16 protein-coding genes are annotated in these 17,502 nt (G+C 67.9%); all 16 read right to left on the bottom strand.

The features are described 5' to 3' along the window. Window positions 1-603 precede the first annotated feature (603 nt). Window positions 604-1,479 carry an MBL fold metallo-hydrolase gene (locus tag AB0I77_RS33935; RefSeq protein ID WP_363286599.1) on the bottom strand — a complete coding sequence of 292 codons (876 nt, stop codon included), beginning with the start codon at window positions 1,477-1,479 and terminating at the stop codon, window positions 604-606. Between the two features lie 43 nt (window positions 1,480-1,522). Beyond that, window positions 1,523-2,491 carry a TAXI family TRAP transporter solute-binding subunit gene (locus AB0I77_RS33940; RefSeq protein ID WP_363286600.1) on the bottom strand — a complete coding sequence of 323 codons (969 nt, stop codon included), beginning with the start codon at window positions 2,489-2,491 and terminating at the stop codon, window positions 1,523-1,525. A 148-nt stretch (window positions 2,492-2,639) separates the two neighbouring features. After that, window positions 2,640-3,395, bottom strand: coding sequence for a dienelactone hydrolase family protein (locus AB0I77_RS33945; RefSeq protein WP_363286601.1), 756 nt, complete (start codon window positions 3,393-3,395; stop codon window positions 2,640-2,642). Between the two features lie 75 nt (window positions 3,396-3,470). Continuing rightward, entirely contained in the window at window positions 3,471-4,358 is an 888-nt protein-coding gene (locus AB0I77_RS33950) for a TAXI family TRAP transporter solute-binding subunit (protein WP_363286602.1), read from the bottom strand. Between the two features lie 282 nt (window positions 4,359-4,640). Then, window positions 4,641-5,855: a cytochrome P450 gene (locus tag AB0I77_RS33955; protein ID WP_363286603.1), complete on the bottom strand. Its 1,215-nt coding sequence runs from the start codon at window positions 5,853-5,855 to the stop codon at window positions 4,641-4,643. 46 nt (window positions 5,856-5,901) lie between these two features. Next, window positions 5,902-6,888 (bottom strand): PDR/VanB family oxidoreductase, encoded by a 987-nt coding sequence (locus AB0I77_RS33960; RefSeq protein WP_363286604.1) that lies wholly within the window; start codon window positions 6,886-6,888, stop codon window positions 5,902-5,904. A gap of 127 nt (window positions 6,889-7,015) precedes the next feature. Further along, the gene (locus AB0I77_RS33965; protein ID WP_363286605.1) at window positions 7,016-7,801 is read right to left on the bottom strand and encodes an IclR family transcriptional regulator; all 786 of its coding nucleotides are present in this window, start codon (window positions 7,799-7,801) and stop codon (window positions 7,016-7,018) included. A 169-nt stretch (window positions 7,802-7,970) separates the two neighbouring features. Beyond that, window positions 7,971-8,981 (bottom strand): ABC transporter substrate-binding protein, encoded by a 1,011-nt coding sequence (locus tag AB0I77_RS33970; protein WP_363286606.1) that lies wholly within the window; start codon window positions 8,979-8,981, stop codon window positions 7,971-7,973. 311 nt (window positions 8,982-9,292) lie between these two features. After that, window positions 9,293-10,531: an FAD-dependent oxidoreductase gene (locus AB0I77_RS33975; RefSeq protein WP_363286607.1), complete on the bottom strand. Its 1,239-nt coding sequence runs from the start codon at window positions 10,529-10,531 to the stop codon at window positions 9,293-9,295. Beyond that, a complete protein-coding gene (locus AB0I77_RS33980; RefSeq protein ID WP_363286608.1) occupies window positions 10,528-10,725 on the bottom strand; it encodes a ferredoxin in 198 nt (65 codons plus the stop codon). Before AB0I77_RS33980 ends, AB0I77_RS33975 begins: the two co-directional genes overlap by 4 nt. 154 nt (window positions 10,726-10,879) lie before the next feature. Next, window positions 10,880-11,851 carry a TAXI family TRAP transporter solute-binding subunit gene (locus AB0I77_RS33985; RefSeq protein ID WP_363286609.1) on the bottom strand — a complete coding sequence of 324 codons (972 nt, stop codon included), beginning with the start codon at window positions 11,849-11,851 and terminating at the stop codon, window positions 10,880-10,882. Window positions 11,852-11,891: 40 nt separating this feature from the next. Beyond that, a complete protein-coding gene (locus AB0I77_RS33990; protein ID WP_363286610.1) occupies window positions 11,892-12,221 on the bottom strand; it encodes a Rieske (2Fe-2S) protein in 330 nt (109 codons plus the stop codon). Further along, the gene (locus AB0I77_RS33995; protein WP_363286611.1) at window positions 12,215-12,814 is read right to left on the bottom strand and encodes a hypothetical protein; all 600 of its coding nucleotides are present in this window, start codon (window positions 12,812-12,814) and stop codon (window positions 12,215-12,217) included. Before AB0I77_RS33995 ends, AB0I77_RS33990 begins: the two co-directional genes overlap by 7 nt. Window positions 12,815-12,819: 5 nt before the next feature. Continuing rightward, complete coding sequence (locus AB0I77_RS34000) at window positions 12,820-13,503, bottom strand: hypothetical protein (protein WP_363286612.1); 684 nt, start codon at window positions 13,501-13,503, stop codon at window positions 12,820-12,822. Continuing rightward, on the bottom strand, window positions 13,504-14,889 hold the full coding sequence (locus AB0I77_RS34005; protein ID WP_363286613.1) for an MFS transporter: 1,386 nt from the start codon (window positions 14,887-14,889) through the stop codon (window positions 13,504-13,506). Window positions 14,890-15,296: 407 nt separating this feature from the next. Next, complete coding sequence (locus AB0I77_RS34010) at window positions 15,297-17,432, bottom strand: SpoIIE family protein phosphatase (protein WP_363286614.1); 2,136 nt, start codon at window positions 17,430-17,432, stop codon at window positions 15,297-15,299. Window positions 17,433-17,502 lie beyond the last annotated feature (70 nt).

The raw sequence follows: 17,502 nt of genomic DNA on the forward strand, positions 1-17,502 counted from the left end.
GCGGAGGGCAACGACTGGAAGGGTGCGCCGACGTACTGGTGGCGATAGCGACAGGTGACGTCCTCGGCGGTCGGCAGGACTGCTCGCACCCCAACTGCTCGTCCGCCAAGGCCTCGTCGACCGTGCGGAACCGCGTGCACGGCACGCCGTGAGCGAGCAGGGTCGCCTCCCGACTCCGCGGCGTCCCAGTGCCGCTCGCGGTAGGACGTCGCGGTGAGGTGCCGTCCGCCGGCAGGTGCGGCGGTCCATCGCCCGCATCGGCGCGCGGACGTTTCGGTCGATGATCGCTAGTGCCGTAGCAGGCAATGTGCGGTCGTCGGCAGTGTTCACGCCTGCGTCGACCGCGGAGATCATCCGGCAGGTCGTGAAGCGGGCCTGCGCCCGGACACGGAGAGGGCGCACCCTGCGTGTCAGATCACGCAGCTCTCCGCGGTCTCCGGCGCGAACAACTCGTCGGCCTGGAGCCTTCCCGGTGCGCGGAAACTCCTCCAGCGTGGCCCGATGCGCATCCGGACTTCGCCCGTTCGAACGCGGTGCTCAGCGAACGCGCGATCCACGTTCGGGCCTGGTGGACGTCGCGACGCAGCACGAGGACATGCAGTCCTACTGGGCGAGCGGGTCGGTCCAACCGGCGAGGGCGACGGCGGCGTCGCGGGTGATGGGGGTTCCGTGGCCGAAGCCGGCGGCGTCGACGTCGAGAGTCGCCAGCCGGCGCAGCGAGTGGCGGGCTTGCTCGCGGTCGGTGTTGAAGGGGCCGAGGGCGATGTGCTCCCCCTTCAGGTGTCCGGCGATGTCACCGGTGAGAACGACGCGTTCACCGGACAGGTGCAATGCGATACTGCCCGGCGTGTGCCCGGGCACGGCGAGGACGACGGCGCCCGGGGCGAGTTCGGCATGCGGGTCGATGTCGGGGTCGGCGAGGATGTCACCGTCGTCGAGCTCCCGGTGGACGAGACAGGCGGGGGCCGGGGCCACCTGCCCGGCGATGCGGGCCATGAGGGGCTCCTCGGCGGGGGTGAGGACCGCGGGAGCGCCAGTCCGCTGACCGCGGATGACCGGGGCGTCGGCGCGGCCGGCGCAGACCTGGGCGCCGGTCAGCTCGGCGAGGGCCGCGGCCCCGCCACTGTGGTCGTGATGCCAGTGAGTGAGCACGATGCGGACCAGGTCCTGCTCGGTGCGTCCGATTCGGCGTATCGCGTCCAGCACGAGGGACTCACGACCGACCTCGCCCGAATCGACCAGGGTCACCCCGCGCCCGTGTCGCCAGAGGTAGGCGTTGGCGTGACCGGTCGAGAACGCGAAGACGCGTGGGCTGAGCTGGGTCAGTTCCGGAACGGTGATGGTGATGCTCCTTCTGGTGAGGGCGAACGTGGTGGCGTGGGCACCGGTGATTGTGTGTGGGGATACTTGGACCGACCGGCAAATGGAGGGCGGCGTCGCAGTGTTGGGCACGCACTCCCCCACTCCGACTGCGTGCACCCCCGCTCCTTCACCCTCCCCCATGTACCGGTCGGTCTTGAGGTCAGCTCAGGTATCCGTTGTCCCGGTAGTACCGCTCGGCACCGGGGTGCAACGGGGCACCGAGGCCCTTGTGCATCGTGTACGGGTCGATGGGGTACGACAGCGGCGAGCGCTCGTACGGCAGGTGGCGGTATCGCGCTTCGAGTTCCGCACGCTCCTCCACCATCACGGCGGTGATCATGTGCGCCATCTCGTCCGGCATGTCGTCGCGGACCACGATGGCCCAGTTCGACCAGTCGAGACACGGCACGTCGGTCTCCGCCCCCAGCCTCCCGCGCTCAAGCGTGGCCCTGCGCACGCCCAGCCGGGAAGTCAGGTCGTCGAGCGCTTCCTCCTCCATCGGGATGAACCGCATCGGTACCGTTTCCACGAGGTTCCACCACTGGGGGACCAGGATCGCTTCGTTGATCACGGCGTTGGCCTCGCCGTTGATCGCCCACTCGAGCGACCGGCGCGGATGATCGTGCTCCAGCCAACGTCCGCCCCACGCCTCGATGTCGGCCGGGTCGATTCCGTGGCTACGCAGCACCTCCATGATGACGTACGTCATCAGGTTGGCTTCGTCGCGGGTCGCGGTCGCGATCGTCAGGGCGGGGCGCTTCTCCCGGATGTCGGCGAACGACTCGATTCCCGTGTCCGCCCGGACGGCGAACACGAGGCGGTCGTCCTGGGGGATGTATCCCAGGGTCCGGAGGTGAGGGTAGGGCGTGCCGGCGAAGAAGTCCCGGCCGGCCACGGCCATCTCGAGAGTGATGTCGGCGGGCGTCGTGATCGCGATGTCGGCCGTACCGTTGGCGACTGCTTCCACGTTCTCCCGGTATCCCGAGCCGGTAAGAATTGTGTGCTGGGTTCCGTTCGAGCCACCTCCGTCGATACGAAACCTCACATTGGCAGCGATCCATCCCGCGATGGCATGGAAGTTGGCGTTTCCCCAATCGGCGATGATCGTCAGAGACTTACCTTTTAGCATTCATTCCTCCGGGTGCCGAGGCCTACCGAGACGGTGGCCCCATCCGTTGAGAGTTACGAAAATCCGGTCGGGACTCGACGTGACCGGAACGGCCTGCAGGCGCACCGCAGATACGTCACGCGCCCGGCGCAGCTGGCGTGAACACGGGTCAGAAGGCGCGGTTCAGCAGGCTCAGCAGCTCTGTCCAGTGGCGTGCGGCGGCTTCGGGCTGGTAGGCGTCGGTGTCGGCCCGGGTGAAGCCATGGGGTGCGCCGGTGTAGACCTCGCAGTGGTGGCGGACACCTGCCGCGGTGAGCGTCTTCTCCAGGCGGTCGATCTGCTCGGGGGGCAGGCCGTGGTCGTTCTCGGCGTGGCCGAAGTACAGCTCCGCAGTGATGCGGTCGGCGAGCAGGTGCGGGCTGTCGGGGGCGTCGGATGCGAGATTCCCGCCGTGGAAGCCGGCCGCTGCGGTCACTCGCTCCGGATAGGTACCGGCGGTGCGCAGCGCCAGGCCCGCGCCCACGCAGTAGCCGACGACGGCGGCCGGTCCGTCACCGGTCAGGGGTGAGTCGGCCAGCCAGCGCAGGTAGGCGTCGGCGTCACGCATGGCCAAGTCGGGAGTGAGCGACCGCATGATGGGCACGATGCGCCCGAATATCTCCGGACGCTCGGTCAGGTGGATGAAGTCAGGCAGTTCGACCACCGGTGCGGGTCCGTGACGGTAGAACACGTTGGGGACCAGGACGGTATAGCCGGCTTCGGCGAGGTGGTCGGCCGTCTTCCACAGGTCGGGACGCAGCCCGAAGGCATCCATGTAGACCAGCACGGCCGGGTGCCCGGCGCCGTCGTCAGGGTGGGCGAGGTAGGCATCGGCGGTGCCGTCCGACGTGGGAACGTCGACGGATGCCGTGTGTATAGCTGTCATGGCTGTGCTTGCTCTCTTCTGTCGTTTGTTCGGAGCCCACCGGCCCGCCGGCCCGCCGGATGGGTCGGCCACCCCTCAACAGCCGCGACCGCCTTGCATGGCGGGCCCTCGCGGGGAAGTCAGCTCAGGTATCCGTTGTCCCGGTAGTACCGCTCGGCACCGGGGTGCAACGGGGCACCGAGGCCCTTGTGCATCGTGTACGGGTCGATGGGGTACGACAGCGGCGAGCGCTCGTACGGCAGGTGGGTGGCGGTATCGCGCTTCGAGTTCCGCACGCTCCTCCACCATCACGGCGGTGATCATGTGCGCCATCTCGTCCGGCATGTCGTCACGGACCACGATGGCCCAGTTCGACCAGTCGAGACACGGCACGTCGGCCTCCGCCCCCAGCCTCCCGCGCTCAAGCGTTCCAGGACGCAGGCCCAGCCGGGAGCTCAGGTCCCCGAGCGCTTCCTCCTCCATCGGGATGAACCGCACCGGTACCTTCTCCACGAAGCTCCACCACTGAGGGACCAGGATTCCCTCGAAGAACACGGCATTGGCCTCACCGCTGATCGCCCACTCGAGCGCGCGACGCGGATGGTCGTGCTCCATCCAGCGCCCGCCCCACCCTTCGATGTCGGCCGGGTCGATCCCGTGGCTGCGCAGCGCCTCCATGACGGCCCACGTCATCAGATTGTGTTCGCCGCGGCTTCCGGTGGCGAGAGACAGGGCGGGGCGCTTCTCCCGGATGTCGGCGAACGACTCGATCCCCGTGTCCGCCCGAACAGCAAGGACGAGCCGGTCGTCCTGGGGGATGTAGCCCAGGGTCCGGAGGTGGGGGTATGGGGTGCCGGCGAAGAAGTCCCGGCCGGCTACAGCCATTTCAAGCATGATGTCGGCGGGCGTCGTGATCGCGACGTCAGCCGCCCCGGAGGCCACTGCTTCTATGTTGTCCCGGTTTCCCGAGCCGGTCTTGATCACGTAGGGGGATCCGGTCGCATCGAGCGCATCGGGCGCCGGGTGCTCTTCCTGGCGAGATTCATCACTGCCGCGCTGGGTGGATTGGAGCTGGCCGAGAAAACCCGCGCTCACTATCAGGGCGGGTCGCAATTTCTCTCGCCATTGAGTGTCCTTTCCCAATGATTTGGGCGCCTTCCTCGTGTACACAAAATCTATGGCCGGGCACCGCTCGACCGGAAAGAAATTCTGGAAGCCAGAACATCCAACTGCGAGCAACTGGACGCGCGATGAATCAATGGCTGATCAAGCAGCCAACTGCACGCGCAGGGGCAGGGACGCCCACGAGCGCAGCGTGTTGTTGGGGTGGCGGTGCGGTGTGCCGGTGAGTTCGATTCGCTCGACGCGGCGGGCCAGGGCGGTCAGCAGAGCCTCGGCCTCCAGACGGGCAACATGCTGGCCGACGCACTGGTGCAGGCCCATGCCGAAGCCGACATGGCCGGAGGGGTCACGAGTGAGGTCGAAGCGGTCAGGATCGTGCCAACGGTCCGGGTCGCGGTTGGCCGCCCCGAGAAACATTAGGATCTTCGTGTCCGCCGGGACGACCGTGCCGGCGATCGTCACGTCGGTGGTCGCGGTACGGAAGAAGGTCTGCACCGGTGACTGCCAGCGCACCGCCTCGTCGAAGGCCGCCCGCGCCAACTCCGGTCGCTCCCGAAGCCGTTGCCAGTCACTGGGGTGGGTTGCGAGGGCGTACAGGCAGGCCGCCAGGCCGTGCACGGTGGTGTCGACGCCGGCGGTGAGCACGGAACGCACCACCAACGGTGCCTGCTCGTACGTCAGGTCGCCGCGGTCGGCGGCGGCCCAGATCTGCGCGCCGAAGCCGCCCTCACTCAACGCCTCCCTTGCGCAGTGGGCGGTCACCCAAGCCGACAGTTCGGCGACCCGGTCTGTGTCCGCCGAGACGAGGTCGTTGCGCGGGCCGAAGGCGTTGAAGGCCATGTTGCCGTACGGCAGGAGGTTGTCCCGGTCGTCGGCGCCGAGGCCCACCGCGTCTGGGAAGGCCCGTTGTGGGAACGCCTGCGCCAGCGCGGTGAAGGCGTCGAATTCGGTTGCCTCGGTGAGAACTTGGTCGACGAGCTCCTCGGCCACCGCGGCCCAGGTCTCACGCAGCCGACGCAGTGCAGGCGGGGCCAGGATCTCGCGCAACACCCGTCGTGGGGCATCGTGCCGGGGCGGGTCGGCCTCCAGCAGCAGGCTCGGCGGACGCCACGGCTTCTCGTGCCGGAAGTTGGCCAGACCTACGCCCGAACCGGACTCGAAGTGCTGCCAGTCCACCAGAGCGGCGTGCACCTGCTCGTAGCGGGCCAGCGCGTGGACGTCGTAGCGCGAGAGGTACACGACCGGACCCGCCTCGCGCAGCGCTTGGTGCAGTGGTTCTGGATCCAGCAGGACCTCGTGGGCGAACGGGTCGGCGTCACTGACGGGCGGCATGACGGCACGCCCCAATGCCTCGGTCATTGCGGCTCCTTGGGAAGTGAAGAGGCTCAGAGAACAGAGATTCGGCTCAGAGATCGAGAACGAGGCGGTCGCCGCAGGAACGCGACACGCACAGGAACATGCAGTCGTTCGCAGCCCGTTCGTGGTCGGCCAGCACCGAGTCGCGGTGGTCCGGCTGCCCCTCCAGCACAGGTGTCAGACACGTTCCGCAGGTGCCTTGCTCGCAGGAGGACAGCACGTCGGCGCCGGCGCGGCGCACCGCCTCCAGTACCGAGATGTGCGGGGTGACGGTGACGGTGCGTCCGGTACGGCGCAGGTCGACCTCGAAGGGCGTCTCCCGCACCGGCGCGGTCTGCGCGGCGGCGGTGAAGCGCTCGAACCGCAGGGCGTACGGCGGCCAGGCGACGCATGCGGCTTCGACGGCGGCGAGCAGCGGGGCGGGGCCGCAGCAGTACACCTTGGTGTCGGGGCGCGGGGTGCTCAGCCAGGTCGCGAGGTCCAGCAGGCCGAGTTCGTCCTGCGGGACGATGCGCACCCGGTCGCCGTAAGCGGCCGTCAGCTCCTCGCGAAAAGCCATCGACGCCCGGGTCCTGCCGCCGTACAGCAACTGCCAGTCCGCGCCGAGCAGTTCGGCCTGGCGCACCATGGGCAGCAGCGGGGTGATGCCGATGCCGCCCGCGATGAACAGGTACTTCTCCGACGGCACGAGGGGGAAGTGGTTGCGCGGGCCGCCGACCCCGACCCGGTCCCCCGGCCGCAGCCGGTCGTGCACGTACGCGGATGCTCCTCGGCCCTCGGGCTCCCGCAACACCGCGATCCGGTAGGTGTACGCGTCCCACCGGTCGCCGCACAGCGAGTACTGCCGCGTCGCCCCTCCCTCACTCTCGGCCTCGCTCGAGCGGGGGAGTATCAGGTCGATGTGGGCACCCGGCGTCCAGTCCGGCAGCCGGGCATCGTCCGGGTGCCGGAGGGTGAGTGACACGACCCCCTCGGCGACGTCCGCCTTCGCGGAGACCGTCAAGGTCGCCGCGTTTACCGCACTGGTTCCGACCACGTTGTCGCCTCCCGCTGGGTTGCAGGCAGGATGCGCGTTCCCGACGGACGGCCGCGACGGCATTCTCAATCAGTGAGAGACGAACTTCCGCCTTCCGCCTGGCTGTCATACGGCCGTTGCACTGCCGTCACGTGACCCGCCCGGATGCCGTCACTGTCCGCTGGGCGTGCGGGGCTCCCAGCGCTCGGGAGATCGCGCGTGCCGCGGTCCGTACCACCGGCACGACGGACGTGGCCCCGGCTTCGTTAGGGACGATCACCGCCAGCGCTGCCACCACCTCCCCGCGCGCGTCACGCACCGGCGCCGCGATCCCCAGGGCGTCCGGGTGCACGTACCCCGGGCAATACGCACAGCCCTGGCGGCGGATCTCGGCCAGCACGGCCCGCAGCCGCGCGACCGTGGCGGGAGTGGTCGGGGTGTAGCGCCGCAGGGGCTCGTCGAGTACCCGCCGCCGCAGGTCGGCGGGGCCGTGGGCGAGGAGGACCAGGCCACTGGAGGAGGCGTGCAGCGGAAGGCGCCCGGCGATGCGGGTGTAGTTGATGACCGCGCGCGGTGCCGTCAGCCGCTCCAGGAACAGCACCTCGTCGCCATCCAGCACACCGAGCTGCACGTGGTGGCCGACGACGTCGTGGACGCCCTCCATGAACGGCATGGCCGCGTCGCGCAGCGACAGGGAGGGCGAGGCCCGGGTGGCCAGCTCCCACAGGCGCATGCCGATCCGCACCCGGCGGTCGGCGTCCCGGGTCAGGAACCCGTACGACACCAGCTCGGCCACGAGTCGCGACGCCGTCGCCACGTGCAGTCCCGTACGCCGGGAGATCTCCGAGACAGTCAGCGCCGAGGCCTCCGGCGTGAACACCTCCAAGATCCCTACGACCCTCGCCAGAACCGACTCACCGTTCTGTGTCCTCACCTCGCCATCCTCGGATTCCTCAGCCGCGTCAAGCCCACGGCCTGCTATGGAGCTCACACGCCCGCGTTCGGCACGCGTGCGCACCACACCGTCCGCGCCAGTCACGTCCCGGCGGCGCTCCTCGTCGGCGTCGAGGGTGGAGCCACGTCATCGCTGTGGGCGAGTCGCTTCAGATCACGTAGCTCTCCGCGGTCTCCGGGGCGAACAACTCGTCGGCCTGGAGCCTTCGCGGTGTGAGGCCCTGCTCGTGGGCGTAGCGCAGGAACACCTCCAGCGTGGCCCGATTCGCATCCAGACCGTAGGGCCAGAAGTCCCGGCCCAACAGCGTCTGGGCGCGCTCGAGTTCATCGGCCAGCCACGGCATCATGCAGGGAAGGGCGGCGGCTTCCGCCATGCGTGCCTCGGTCAGGAGCTTGGCCTGTTCGAACGCGCTGTACAGCGAGCGCGCGATCCACGGATGAGCCTGGTAGACGTCGCGACGCAGCACGACGACATGCATGATCGGGAAGATACCGGTCTCCGCGGCGTAGCGCTCCTCCTCCGCTCGAGGATCGGCGAACAGATACCGGAGCCGCTGTCGGTCGCCGTTGAGCATCGGCTTGGGTGTGCGGGGGGCGTAGAGGGCGTCGATCTCACCGTGGAGAAGCATGTCGACGAGAGTGCGGTCGGGTGGAATCGGAGCCACGTCGAGGCCGGACGGCAGATCCAGACGCTGCTTCTCGATTCTTCCCGGCTCGTGCATGCCTCCGGTCCGATAGCGAACCGATTCGATCGGCAGTCGGTGGCGGTCGGCCAGCATGCCTCGAATCCAGACCACGGCGGTGAGTTGATACTCGGGCACACCGACAGTGCCGCCGGCGAGGTCGGCGGGGTCGGTGACGTCGCTGTCCGCACGGACGTAGATCCCGCTGTGACGGAAGGCCCGCGAAGGGAAGACAGGAATGGCCACCAGGCCGTCGGAGGCGTCGATGTGTCCCGCACCGACGTGGACGACGTACGACGACAGCGACATCTCCGCCGCCTCGAACTCCCGGTGCCGCAGCATGCGGAAGAACGTTTCCTCAATGGGAAGATTCAGATAGGTGAGGTCAATGCCCTCGGGTTGTACGGTTCCGTCGGCGAGGGCTCGCGTTCGGTCATAGTCCCAGCAGGCAAGGCTGATCGGTACACGCATACTCATGACGACTCCTCATGAACTGTGTTGAACGGCACGCCTCCGGCTCGCGCCGCGTGCCGGGATGTCGAACGCACCTGGTTCGGTGGGCAGTCGTAATCGCCGCCCAGTTCATCGGGCGCTGCCTCGTGCCCGGTGAGGTGGATGTGCCGGGCGCCGGCGTCCATGGTGAGGGCGAGGCCGCGGTCGTGAGGACCAAGGCACCGGACGGACCAACAGGCGCCGGCCATCGACGCGCGGGCTGATGTGGCCGAGGATGCCGTCGGCCAGGCCGCGAAGCGCGGCGAGCTCGCGACTCACGCCCACAGTCCGGGCAGTTATCCGGCTGCGCCGACGGAGGCCCGCTTCAGCGTGGCCTCCACCGTGCGCCGAACCTCAACGAGTGTGTGCGTCGCGGTGAGGGCCCGCCGACAGGCGATCAGGGCGCGCGGCCAGTTGACGGTGACCGCACCGCGGAAGCCTCCGTCGGGATCGGCGTAGAGCACGGCGAACGTCCGCGTGGGGTCGGCCCCGCCGACTGTGACGTGCACGAGGTCGCCACCGGTCTGCCCGGCCAGCTGGATCTTCCAGTCGTACTGGTCGCTCCAGACGTACTCGACCGGCTCATAGGTGCGGAGCCTGTCCGGATGGACGATGTTGTGCGCGACGCAGGTGGCCTGCTCCACGGCGTTGGTCCAGTGCTCGGCGCGCACGAGGCGGCCGTGCCGCCGATGGAACCAGCGCGCGACATCGCCGACGGCGTGCACATGCGGTGCCCCGACCGCTCGGCTGTACTGGTCACACACCACGCCGTCGTCGATCTGCAGCCCCGACGAGCGCAGCCACTCGTCGTTCGGAACCGCCCCGATCCCGACGACCACCGTGGCCGCCCGCAGCGTCGTCCCGTCCGTGAGGCGGACGGCAAGACCATCGGCGGCCTGGTCGATCCCCAAGACCCCCACCCCGAAGCGCGTGTCGACGCCCCGGTCCGCGTGCAGGCGGGTGAACCGCTCGGCCACGGCCGGGTTGAGTACGCGGCTCAGCGGTACCGGGACCGGATCGACGACCGTCACGTCCTCAAGACCGAGGCCGCGGGCGGTCGCGGCCACCTCGGCGCCGATGAACCCGGCGCCTATGACCACCAACGGACCACCCTGGCGCAGGGCCGCGCCGAGGGCGACCGCGTCGTCGAGGGTACGCACCACATGTACGCCGGGCTGCTCGCCCCAAGGTGACGGCCGTGCCCGCACCCCGGTCGCGATGACCACGTCGTCGAAGGCCAACCGCTCCCCTCCGGCCAGCTCCACGATGCGCTCGTCCACGTGCAGCCGAGTCGCGGGGCGGCCGAGCATCAGCCGGATACCGGCCTTGTCGGCGGCCGGCTCGGTCAGCAGGGCGATGGCGTCGGCCGTCGTCGTGCCGGCCAGCATTCCCTTCGACAGCGGCGGCTTGTCATAGGGCAGCGTGTGTTCCTCGCCGACGAGCACGACCTCGCCGTCGTACCCTGCGACGCGCAGCGCCTGCGCGGTCCGGACGCCGCCCACCGAGGACCCGACGATGACCGTGGTCCGGGTCATGACTCCTCGATCACGAGAGCGGCCACCGGGCACACCAGCACCGCCTCCTGCATGCGGGCCATGTCCGACTCCGGGATCTCCCTCCTCACGACCGCGACGAGGCCCTCGTCGTCGAGGTCGAATACGTCGTCCGCGACGACGACGCAGCTCGCGTAGCCCTTGCACAATTCCAGGTCGGCCTTCATGACGGCCATGTCAGTTCTCCTTGTGTCCCATGATTTCGACCGCGTCAGCCGCGCGGGCAAGAGCGTCAACAGGTGTGCAGGCCACCTCGCCGCGCCCCTCCGCCGCGCGGACCGTGTCCAGCGCGGAGGCGCGACGGGAGGCGGTTGATCGTGCGCGGGAAGGTCAGCTCAGGTATCCGTTGTCCCGGTAGTACCGCTCGGCACCGGGGTGCAACGGGGCGCCCAGGCCCTTGTGCATCGTGTACGGGTCGATGGGATACGACAACGGCGAGCGCTCGTACGGCAGGTGCCGGTATCGCCCTTCGAGTTCCGCACGCTCCTCCACCATCACGGCGGTGATCATGTGCGCCATCTCGTCCGGCATGTCGTCACGGACCACGATGCCCCAGTTCGACCAGTCGAGACACGGCACGTCGGTCTCCGCCCCCAGCCTCCCGCGCTCAAGCGTCCCCGGGCGCAGGCCCAGCCGGGAGCTCAGGTCCCCGAGCGCTTCCTCCTCCATCGGGATGAACCGCACCGGTACCTTCTCCACGAAGCTCCACCACTGAGGGACCAGGATTCCCTCGAAGAACACGGCATTGGCCTCACCGCTGATCGCCCACTCGAGCGCGCGACGCGGATGGTCGTGCTCCATCCAGCGCCCGCCCCACCCTTCGATGTCGGCCGGGTCGATCCCGTGGCTGCGCAGCGCCTCCATGACGGCCCACGTCATCAGATTGTGTTCGCCGCGGCTTCCGGTGGCGAGAGACAGGGCGGGGCGCTTCTCCCGGATGTCGGCGAACGACTCGATCCCCGTGTCCGCCCGAACAGCAAGGACGAGCCGGTCGTCCTGGGGGATGTAGCCCAGGGTCCGGAGGTGCGGGTAGGGCGTGCCGGCGAAGAAGTCCCGGCCGGCCACGGCCATTTCGAGAGCGATGTCGGCGGGCGTCGTGATCGCGACGTCAGCCGCTCCACTGGCGACCGCGTCTATGTTGTCGCGGTATCCCGAGCCGGTCTTGATCACGTACTGGGACCCGGGCGCTCCGGGACCCTGGATCCGAAACCTCAGGTTGGCGGCGATCCACCCGGCGATGGCGTGGAAGTTGGCATTCCCCCAGTCACCGATGATGGTCAGGGGGTTTTCATCATTCTGCATGGAGAACTCCGTAGTGCGGGCGTCCAACCGCGGACGAGTTTTACTTGGTGATGGTGACGAAGATCCGGTCGGATTCGACAGTGACCGGAAGGACGGAGAGTTTCATGATGCTCGGCGTTCCCACGGGTTTTCCGCTGCGCAGGTCGAACCGGAATCCGTGCCAGGGACAGATCACGGCCTCTTCGCAGATGCGGCCTTCCGTGATCGGAGCGCCCTTGTGCGGACAGAGACCTTCGAAGGCCGTGTATTCTCCGTCGGCCAGCAGCGCCACCGCGATCGCCCGGCCGTCCGGAAGCGTCTGTCGCAGTACGGACTTCTCGTCCAGGTCGCGTACCGAGCCGACTTCGACACGCTCAATCTCGGCTACCACGACTTCCTCTCCAATGCCTCGGTCTCCGTGTCGTCCTGCGGATCGAATCCGTATCCGAGAGGGTGGGAGAACCCACAGTCCGTGCACTTCCGTGCAGTCGCGTCGGCGTTGAACTCGCGAACCCATTCTTGAGTGGCGCCGAGAAACGCCGTGAAGCCGGCCGTCGCCGTATCGAACGTCCGCTGCCGCAGGGGCCGGGCGCATTTGGGGCAGTACCACTCGCACCGGTTGAGGCTCGGCCGCGCCCGCGACCCGCCCAACATCATCGAGTAGAACCTCTTGCCGTCGTACTCGGCCTGCACCCATACCGTGTCGGCATCGCTCGCATGCCAGAAACCGAAGAGCCCGGAAACTCGGTACGGCGTGCCGGCGGCAATGCGATGGAGGACCGGGGCGACCTTCCCGGGCGGAACCGTGAGGACTTTCCCCTCCCGAAATTCCATCAGGACGTACGGCGGTTCCTCGATCTTCTGGTTGCCGGTCCAGATGGCATAGTCCCCGATACTTGACCACCTGCTGTCAACAGCGGTCATGCTCCTCGTGTAATGCATGAGCAGCGGCGGGGATGAGAACTTCGACTCTTTGCCCGACACGGTCGTCACCATTCCATCCGAGCAGCTCGCATGATCTCATCGTCGTCGTGCGAAAATCCCGTATAGCCGTGCGGGTTGACGTGGCGGCACTCGGGGCAGGTCCGGTTCTCGACGGACGAGTTGTACTCCGCGACGCTCGATTGTTCCCACAGCCAGAAATGCTGGAAGCCGACATCGCCGGTGACCAGCTCCCGCATGAAGACCAGCTCCGTGCAGCGCTCGCAGTACCACGCGACCCGGTCGGTCTCCTTCCCCGTCGGACGGCCCATGATGATGAGGAGGTGAGCCGGCTTCTCGGGGGAGACTGCCGGAAGCGGCAGAATGAGCTCGTCCTTGTCGTTGATGTGCCAGTAGCCGAACAGGTGCTCGGTGCGGTGCGGAGTCCCGCTCGCCGTGACGTGCACGGTCAGCGGGTCGCGAGCGACCTGGACGCAACCGGCGGGGCCTATCTCGAAGTTCCGCCTGGTCTGGAGCATGTCCAAGCCCCGCTTGCGATCGCCCATGGTGGGCACCACGTGGCGGACACCGAAGACGCTGTCGCCTTCTGGCCGGAACTTTCCGAGGAAGCGCGCCACAACGCGCTCACTCAGGTAGTCCCAGTCATCGACGACCTTCTCGATCGGTTCATCGATCTCGATGTCACTGAAAAGCATTACGCCTCCCACATGCTGACGTTTCTTTTTCTGCACTCATGCTGAGATCTCCTCCAAGACACGGCCGCGGGTCTCCACACTGAAGATCCACACCATGACAAGTGCGATGATGGCGCTCGCGGTGAACAGCGCGAACACGGTGCCCGGACTCGCGCCGCTGCCCAGGATCGACCCGATCAAGACCGGGGAGACGACGCTCGAAAGGCGGAGCATGCCACTGCAGGTGGATGTCGCCCAGCCTCGCATACGCGTCGGGAAGAGTTCCGCCGTGTAGACCCACAGTGCGACGGAAGGAATGCCAATTCCCACCGCAATGAACATTCCAGAGGCAGCCAGCGCAGGCCATCCGGTATGGCCTAGTACGCCCACCGTGACAACTCCGAACAGCCCACCCAGAGCGGCGATGATGAATCCCGCCATGAAGAGCGCCCGCCGGCCGATGCGCTCGATCAGCCATGCCGCGACGATCGTCATGACAAGCTGCAAGATTCCCAGGAGCAATGTGAGCATCAGTGAGTACGACGGATCAAGTCCACCGATGCGCACATACATCGTGGGCAGCCACACTTGGTAGCCATAGGTCACGAAGAACGTGAAGAACCAGATCACCCACAGCGAAATCGTGCGAACTCGGTACTGCGGGCCGAGCAGCTCGGCCATACGGAACTTGCGCCTGGCGCCCTGCGCGGGGTGTTGGCGTGGTTCTGCGAGCACTTGGCCGCGCCCCATGGCCGCGCGCTCCATCTTCGCCACGATGACTTCGGCTTCCGCGACCCGCCCCGCCTCTGCCAGCCAGCGCGGTGATTCCGGCAGCGCGAACCAGCCCCATACAACCAGGACAAGCGGCAACGCACCTACGGCGAGCAATATCCGCCAGCCGGTCTCTGGTCCGGCCGCGGTCACGCTGAGCAGTGCGGCAAGCGGCGCGAACGCGATCCCCCACGCAACGAGCGATGTGAAGAGAACCGCGATGCGTCCCCGCTTGCGAGCTCCGAGTAGCTCGTTGATGAATGTAGTGGCGATCGGCACCTCAGCGCCGAGACCGATGCCTTGAAGCACGCGGAACACCAGCAGGCTCTCCGCGCTCCACGCCAGGGCGCAGGCGAGGGAGAAACAGCTGAAAATGGCGACGGAGATCAAGAACGTCGGTCTTCGGCCCATTCGGTCGCTCAGGACCCCGACAACCACCGCACCGAAGAGCTGGCCGAGAAATCCGGCGCTGACTATCAGCCCGGCTTCGGCCAATCCCAGATCGAAGACGTTGACGACGATCGGCAATATCACGGCCAGACTGATCGCGTCGAAGCCGTCGAAGAAAGTGCCGGCACCGATGAGGGCCGCGACCCTGCCATGGAATCTTCCTGTGGGAATCCGATCGATGCGGGCCGCGATCTCGCCGGACCGTTGATCACCGGCGGACACTTGATCTTCGGACCCTGCTGAAGCGGCCACATCAGACGTTCTCGCCATTGAGTGTCCTTCCCATGAGCCGGGCGACTCGCCCGTGGTGGCTATGCCGGGGACCTTATGGCCGGATGCGACCTGATCGGAAAATAATTCTGGATGACAGAACAGTTAACTGCAGGGCAGTCCCGGCACCTCGAGTGCGGTCTATCCATGTGCGGGGGACGAACATGCCCGCCGCCATCGCGGACCGCTCGCTCGCCGCGAGCCTCACCACCGGACCGCAGGTCGATCAAGGCGTTGACCTGGCCAGTACCGCCGCAATTATGTAGGAGTGCCCCGTAAACGTCCAGCGTTTGACCATGGAGGCTGTACCAACGACTCCCCCTGGGGCACTCCGAGGACGCGTCGCCGTGCTTTCTATATCACAGAATAACTTTCTGTGATATAGAGGCTGCGAGCGGGAGGTCCTGCTCCGTCCAGATACATTTGCCGTCGTCGAGATAGCGGGCGCCCCAGCGCCGGGACAGGGCGGCGACGAGTTGCAGACCGCGGCCGCCCTCGTCGGTGTGACTGGCATGACGGATGCGCGGGGTCGTCAGGCTGCCGTCGTAGACCTCACAGATGAGGGAGCGGCTGCGCAGCAGACGCAGGTGGATGGGCCCCCTGGCGTGTCGGACGATGTTGCCGACCAGCTCGCTCACCAGCAGTTCAGTGGTGAGCACGAGATCATCCAGCCCCCACGCGTCGAGCTGTTCGCGCACGTACTTCCGGGCCTGCCCGGCTGCCCGGGGCTCGTCGGGAAGGCTGCAGGAGGCGACATCGTGTGCGGCGGTACACCGCGTACGCACGATGAGCAGGGCGGCATCGTCCGTCGTCAGCTCGCGGTCGGGCAGCAGAGCCGCCACGACCTGATCGCACACCTCCCTGATGCGCCGGATGCCGTCGTCCTCGTCGGCGGTCTCGAAGCAACCGGTGCCGAGCGGGGCCCGGGAGAGAGTCTGCCGCAGTTGCGCCAGTCCCTGGTCGGCGTCCCGGGTGATGGATTCGACGAGCCCGTCGGTGTACAGGACAAGAAGGCTCTGATCGGGCAGATGCAGCTGGTGGGTGGCGAACGGCGGCCTGGCGGCTCCCAATGGGGGGTCAGGTGCCACATCGGGGCTGTGGACGGTGCCGTCAGGGTGAACGACGACCGGCGGGGGGTGGCCGGCCAGGGAATACGAGCACGTGCCCGGGACCGGGTCGAAAACGGCGTACAGACAGGTGGCGTAGAAGTCCTCGCCGAAGTCGGAGACCAGGTCGTTGAGATGGCTGAGCAACTCGCCGGGAGGCATCTCCAGATCGGCGAGGGTACGTACGGCCGTGCGCAGCCGGCCCATGGTGGCAGCCTCGGTGATGCCGTGCCCCATGACGTCGCCGATCACCATGGCCACGCGGTCGGCCGACAACGGAATCACGTCGTACCAGTCACCGCCCACCTCCTCGCCCCGGCCGGCGGGCAGGTACCGGGCGGCCGCCACGGCGGCGGGCAGGCGGGGCAGTGTCCTCGGCAGCAGACCGCGCTGCAGCTCCTGGGCTCGGGCGTGCTCCACGTCGTACAGACGGGCGCGTCCCAGCGACTGACCGACCAGGCCACTCAGCGCCGTCAGCAGGGTGCGCTCTTCGTCGCTGAAGGAACGCGGCTCGCGGAAGGACACCACGCACAGGCCGATGGCGCGCCCGGAGGCCAGCATGGGCAGGAACGCCCACGCTCCCTTCGGCGACATCTCGATCACGGTCCGCAGCGCCGGAGAATGCCAGTAGAGCCTCTGGAATTCCTCCCTCGATTCGACGAACCGGGGCGTGCGGCTCCGCATCACGTCGAGGAACGCGGCATGGGAGGCGAGCGAGAGTCCGTCGATCATGCTGAGGAACTCCGGCGGATAACCGGCGGCGCCGACGACTTTCAGCCGGACGCCTTCCAGTGTCTGGAACAGCAGTCCGTCGGCACCGAAAGGAGGCAGGACGAACGCGGCGACGGCCTGTACGACATCTCGGGCGGTGGCAGCCTCAGCGAGTGCGGCGGTCAGCTCCTCCATACGTACCGACCGCTGGGCCTCGGCCACCGGGCCCGGGCCCGGCCCACCGCACAGGCGTGCTCCGGCCCACGCCGCCAACGCACGCAACAGGGACCGTTGCTCCTCGTCCGGCTCACCGGGAGCCGCGGTGAACACAGAGAGGACACCGACCGGCCCATCGACGCCGGGGAGGGGTGCTGCCACCGTGCCGGCCGCACCGATACCCAGGCTGTCCCCGGCAACGCAGACGAGCTCACGGCTCCGCACGGCATGCGCGGGCGCGGCGTCGTGCCGGTCCGGCAGATCCGCCCACTCCCCCGCACTCTGCTGGGCGAGCCCACTGGCCGCGACCAGGTGCAACCGGCCGGCAGCACCGTCGCGCCTGTGCACCAGCGCACCCAGGCCGCCCAAGCACGCCGTCGCGGCCTGGAGGACGAGGGCGAGCGCCTCCGTGCCCCGAGTGTCTTCCCCCGGCACCCGGTCAGGCCGCTCCGCGTCGCTCACAAGGCCAACCTTCCAAGCGTCACCGCGCCTCCTGCTCACCTGCACACCGGAGCGACGAGGCTTCACCACT

This window comes from Streptomyces sp. NPDC050619 (assembly GCF_040654815.1).
Classification (GTDB): domain Bacteria; phylum Actinomycetota; class Actinomycetes; order Streptomycetales; family Streptomycetaceae; genus Streptomyces.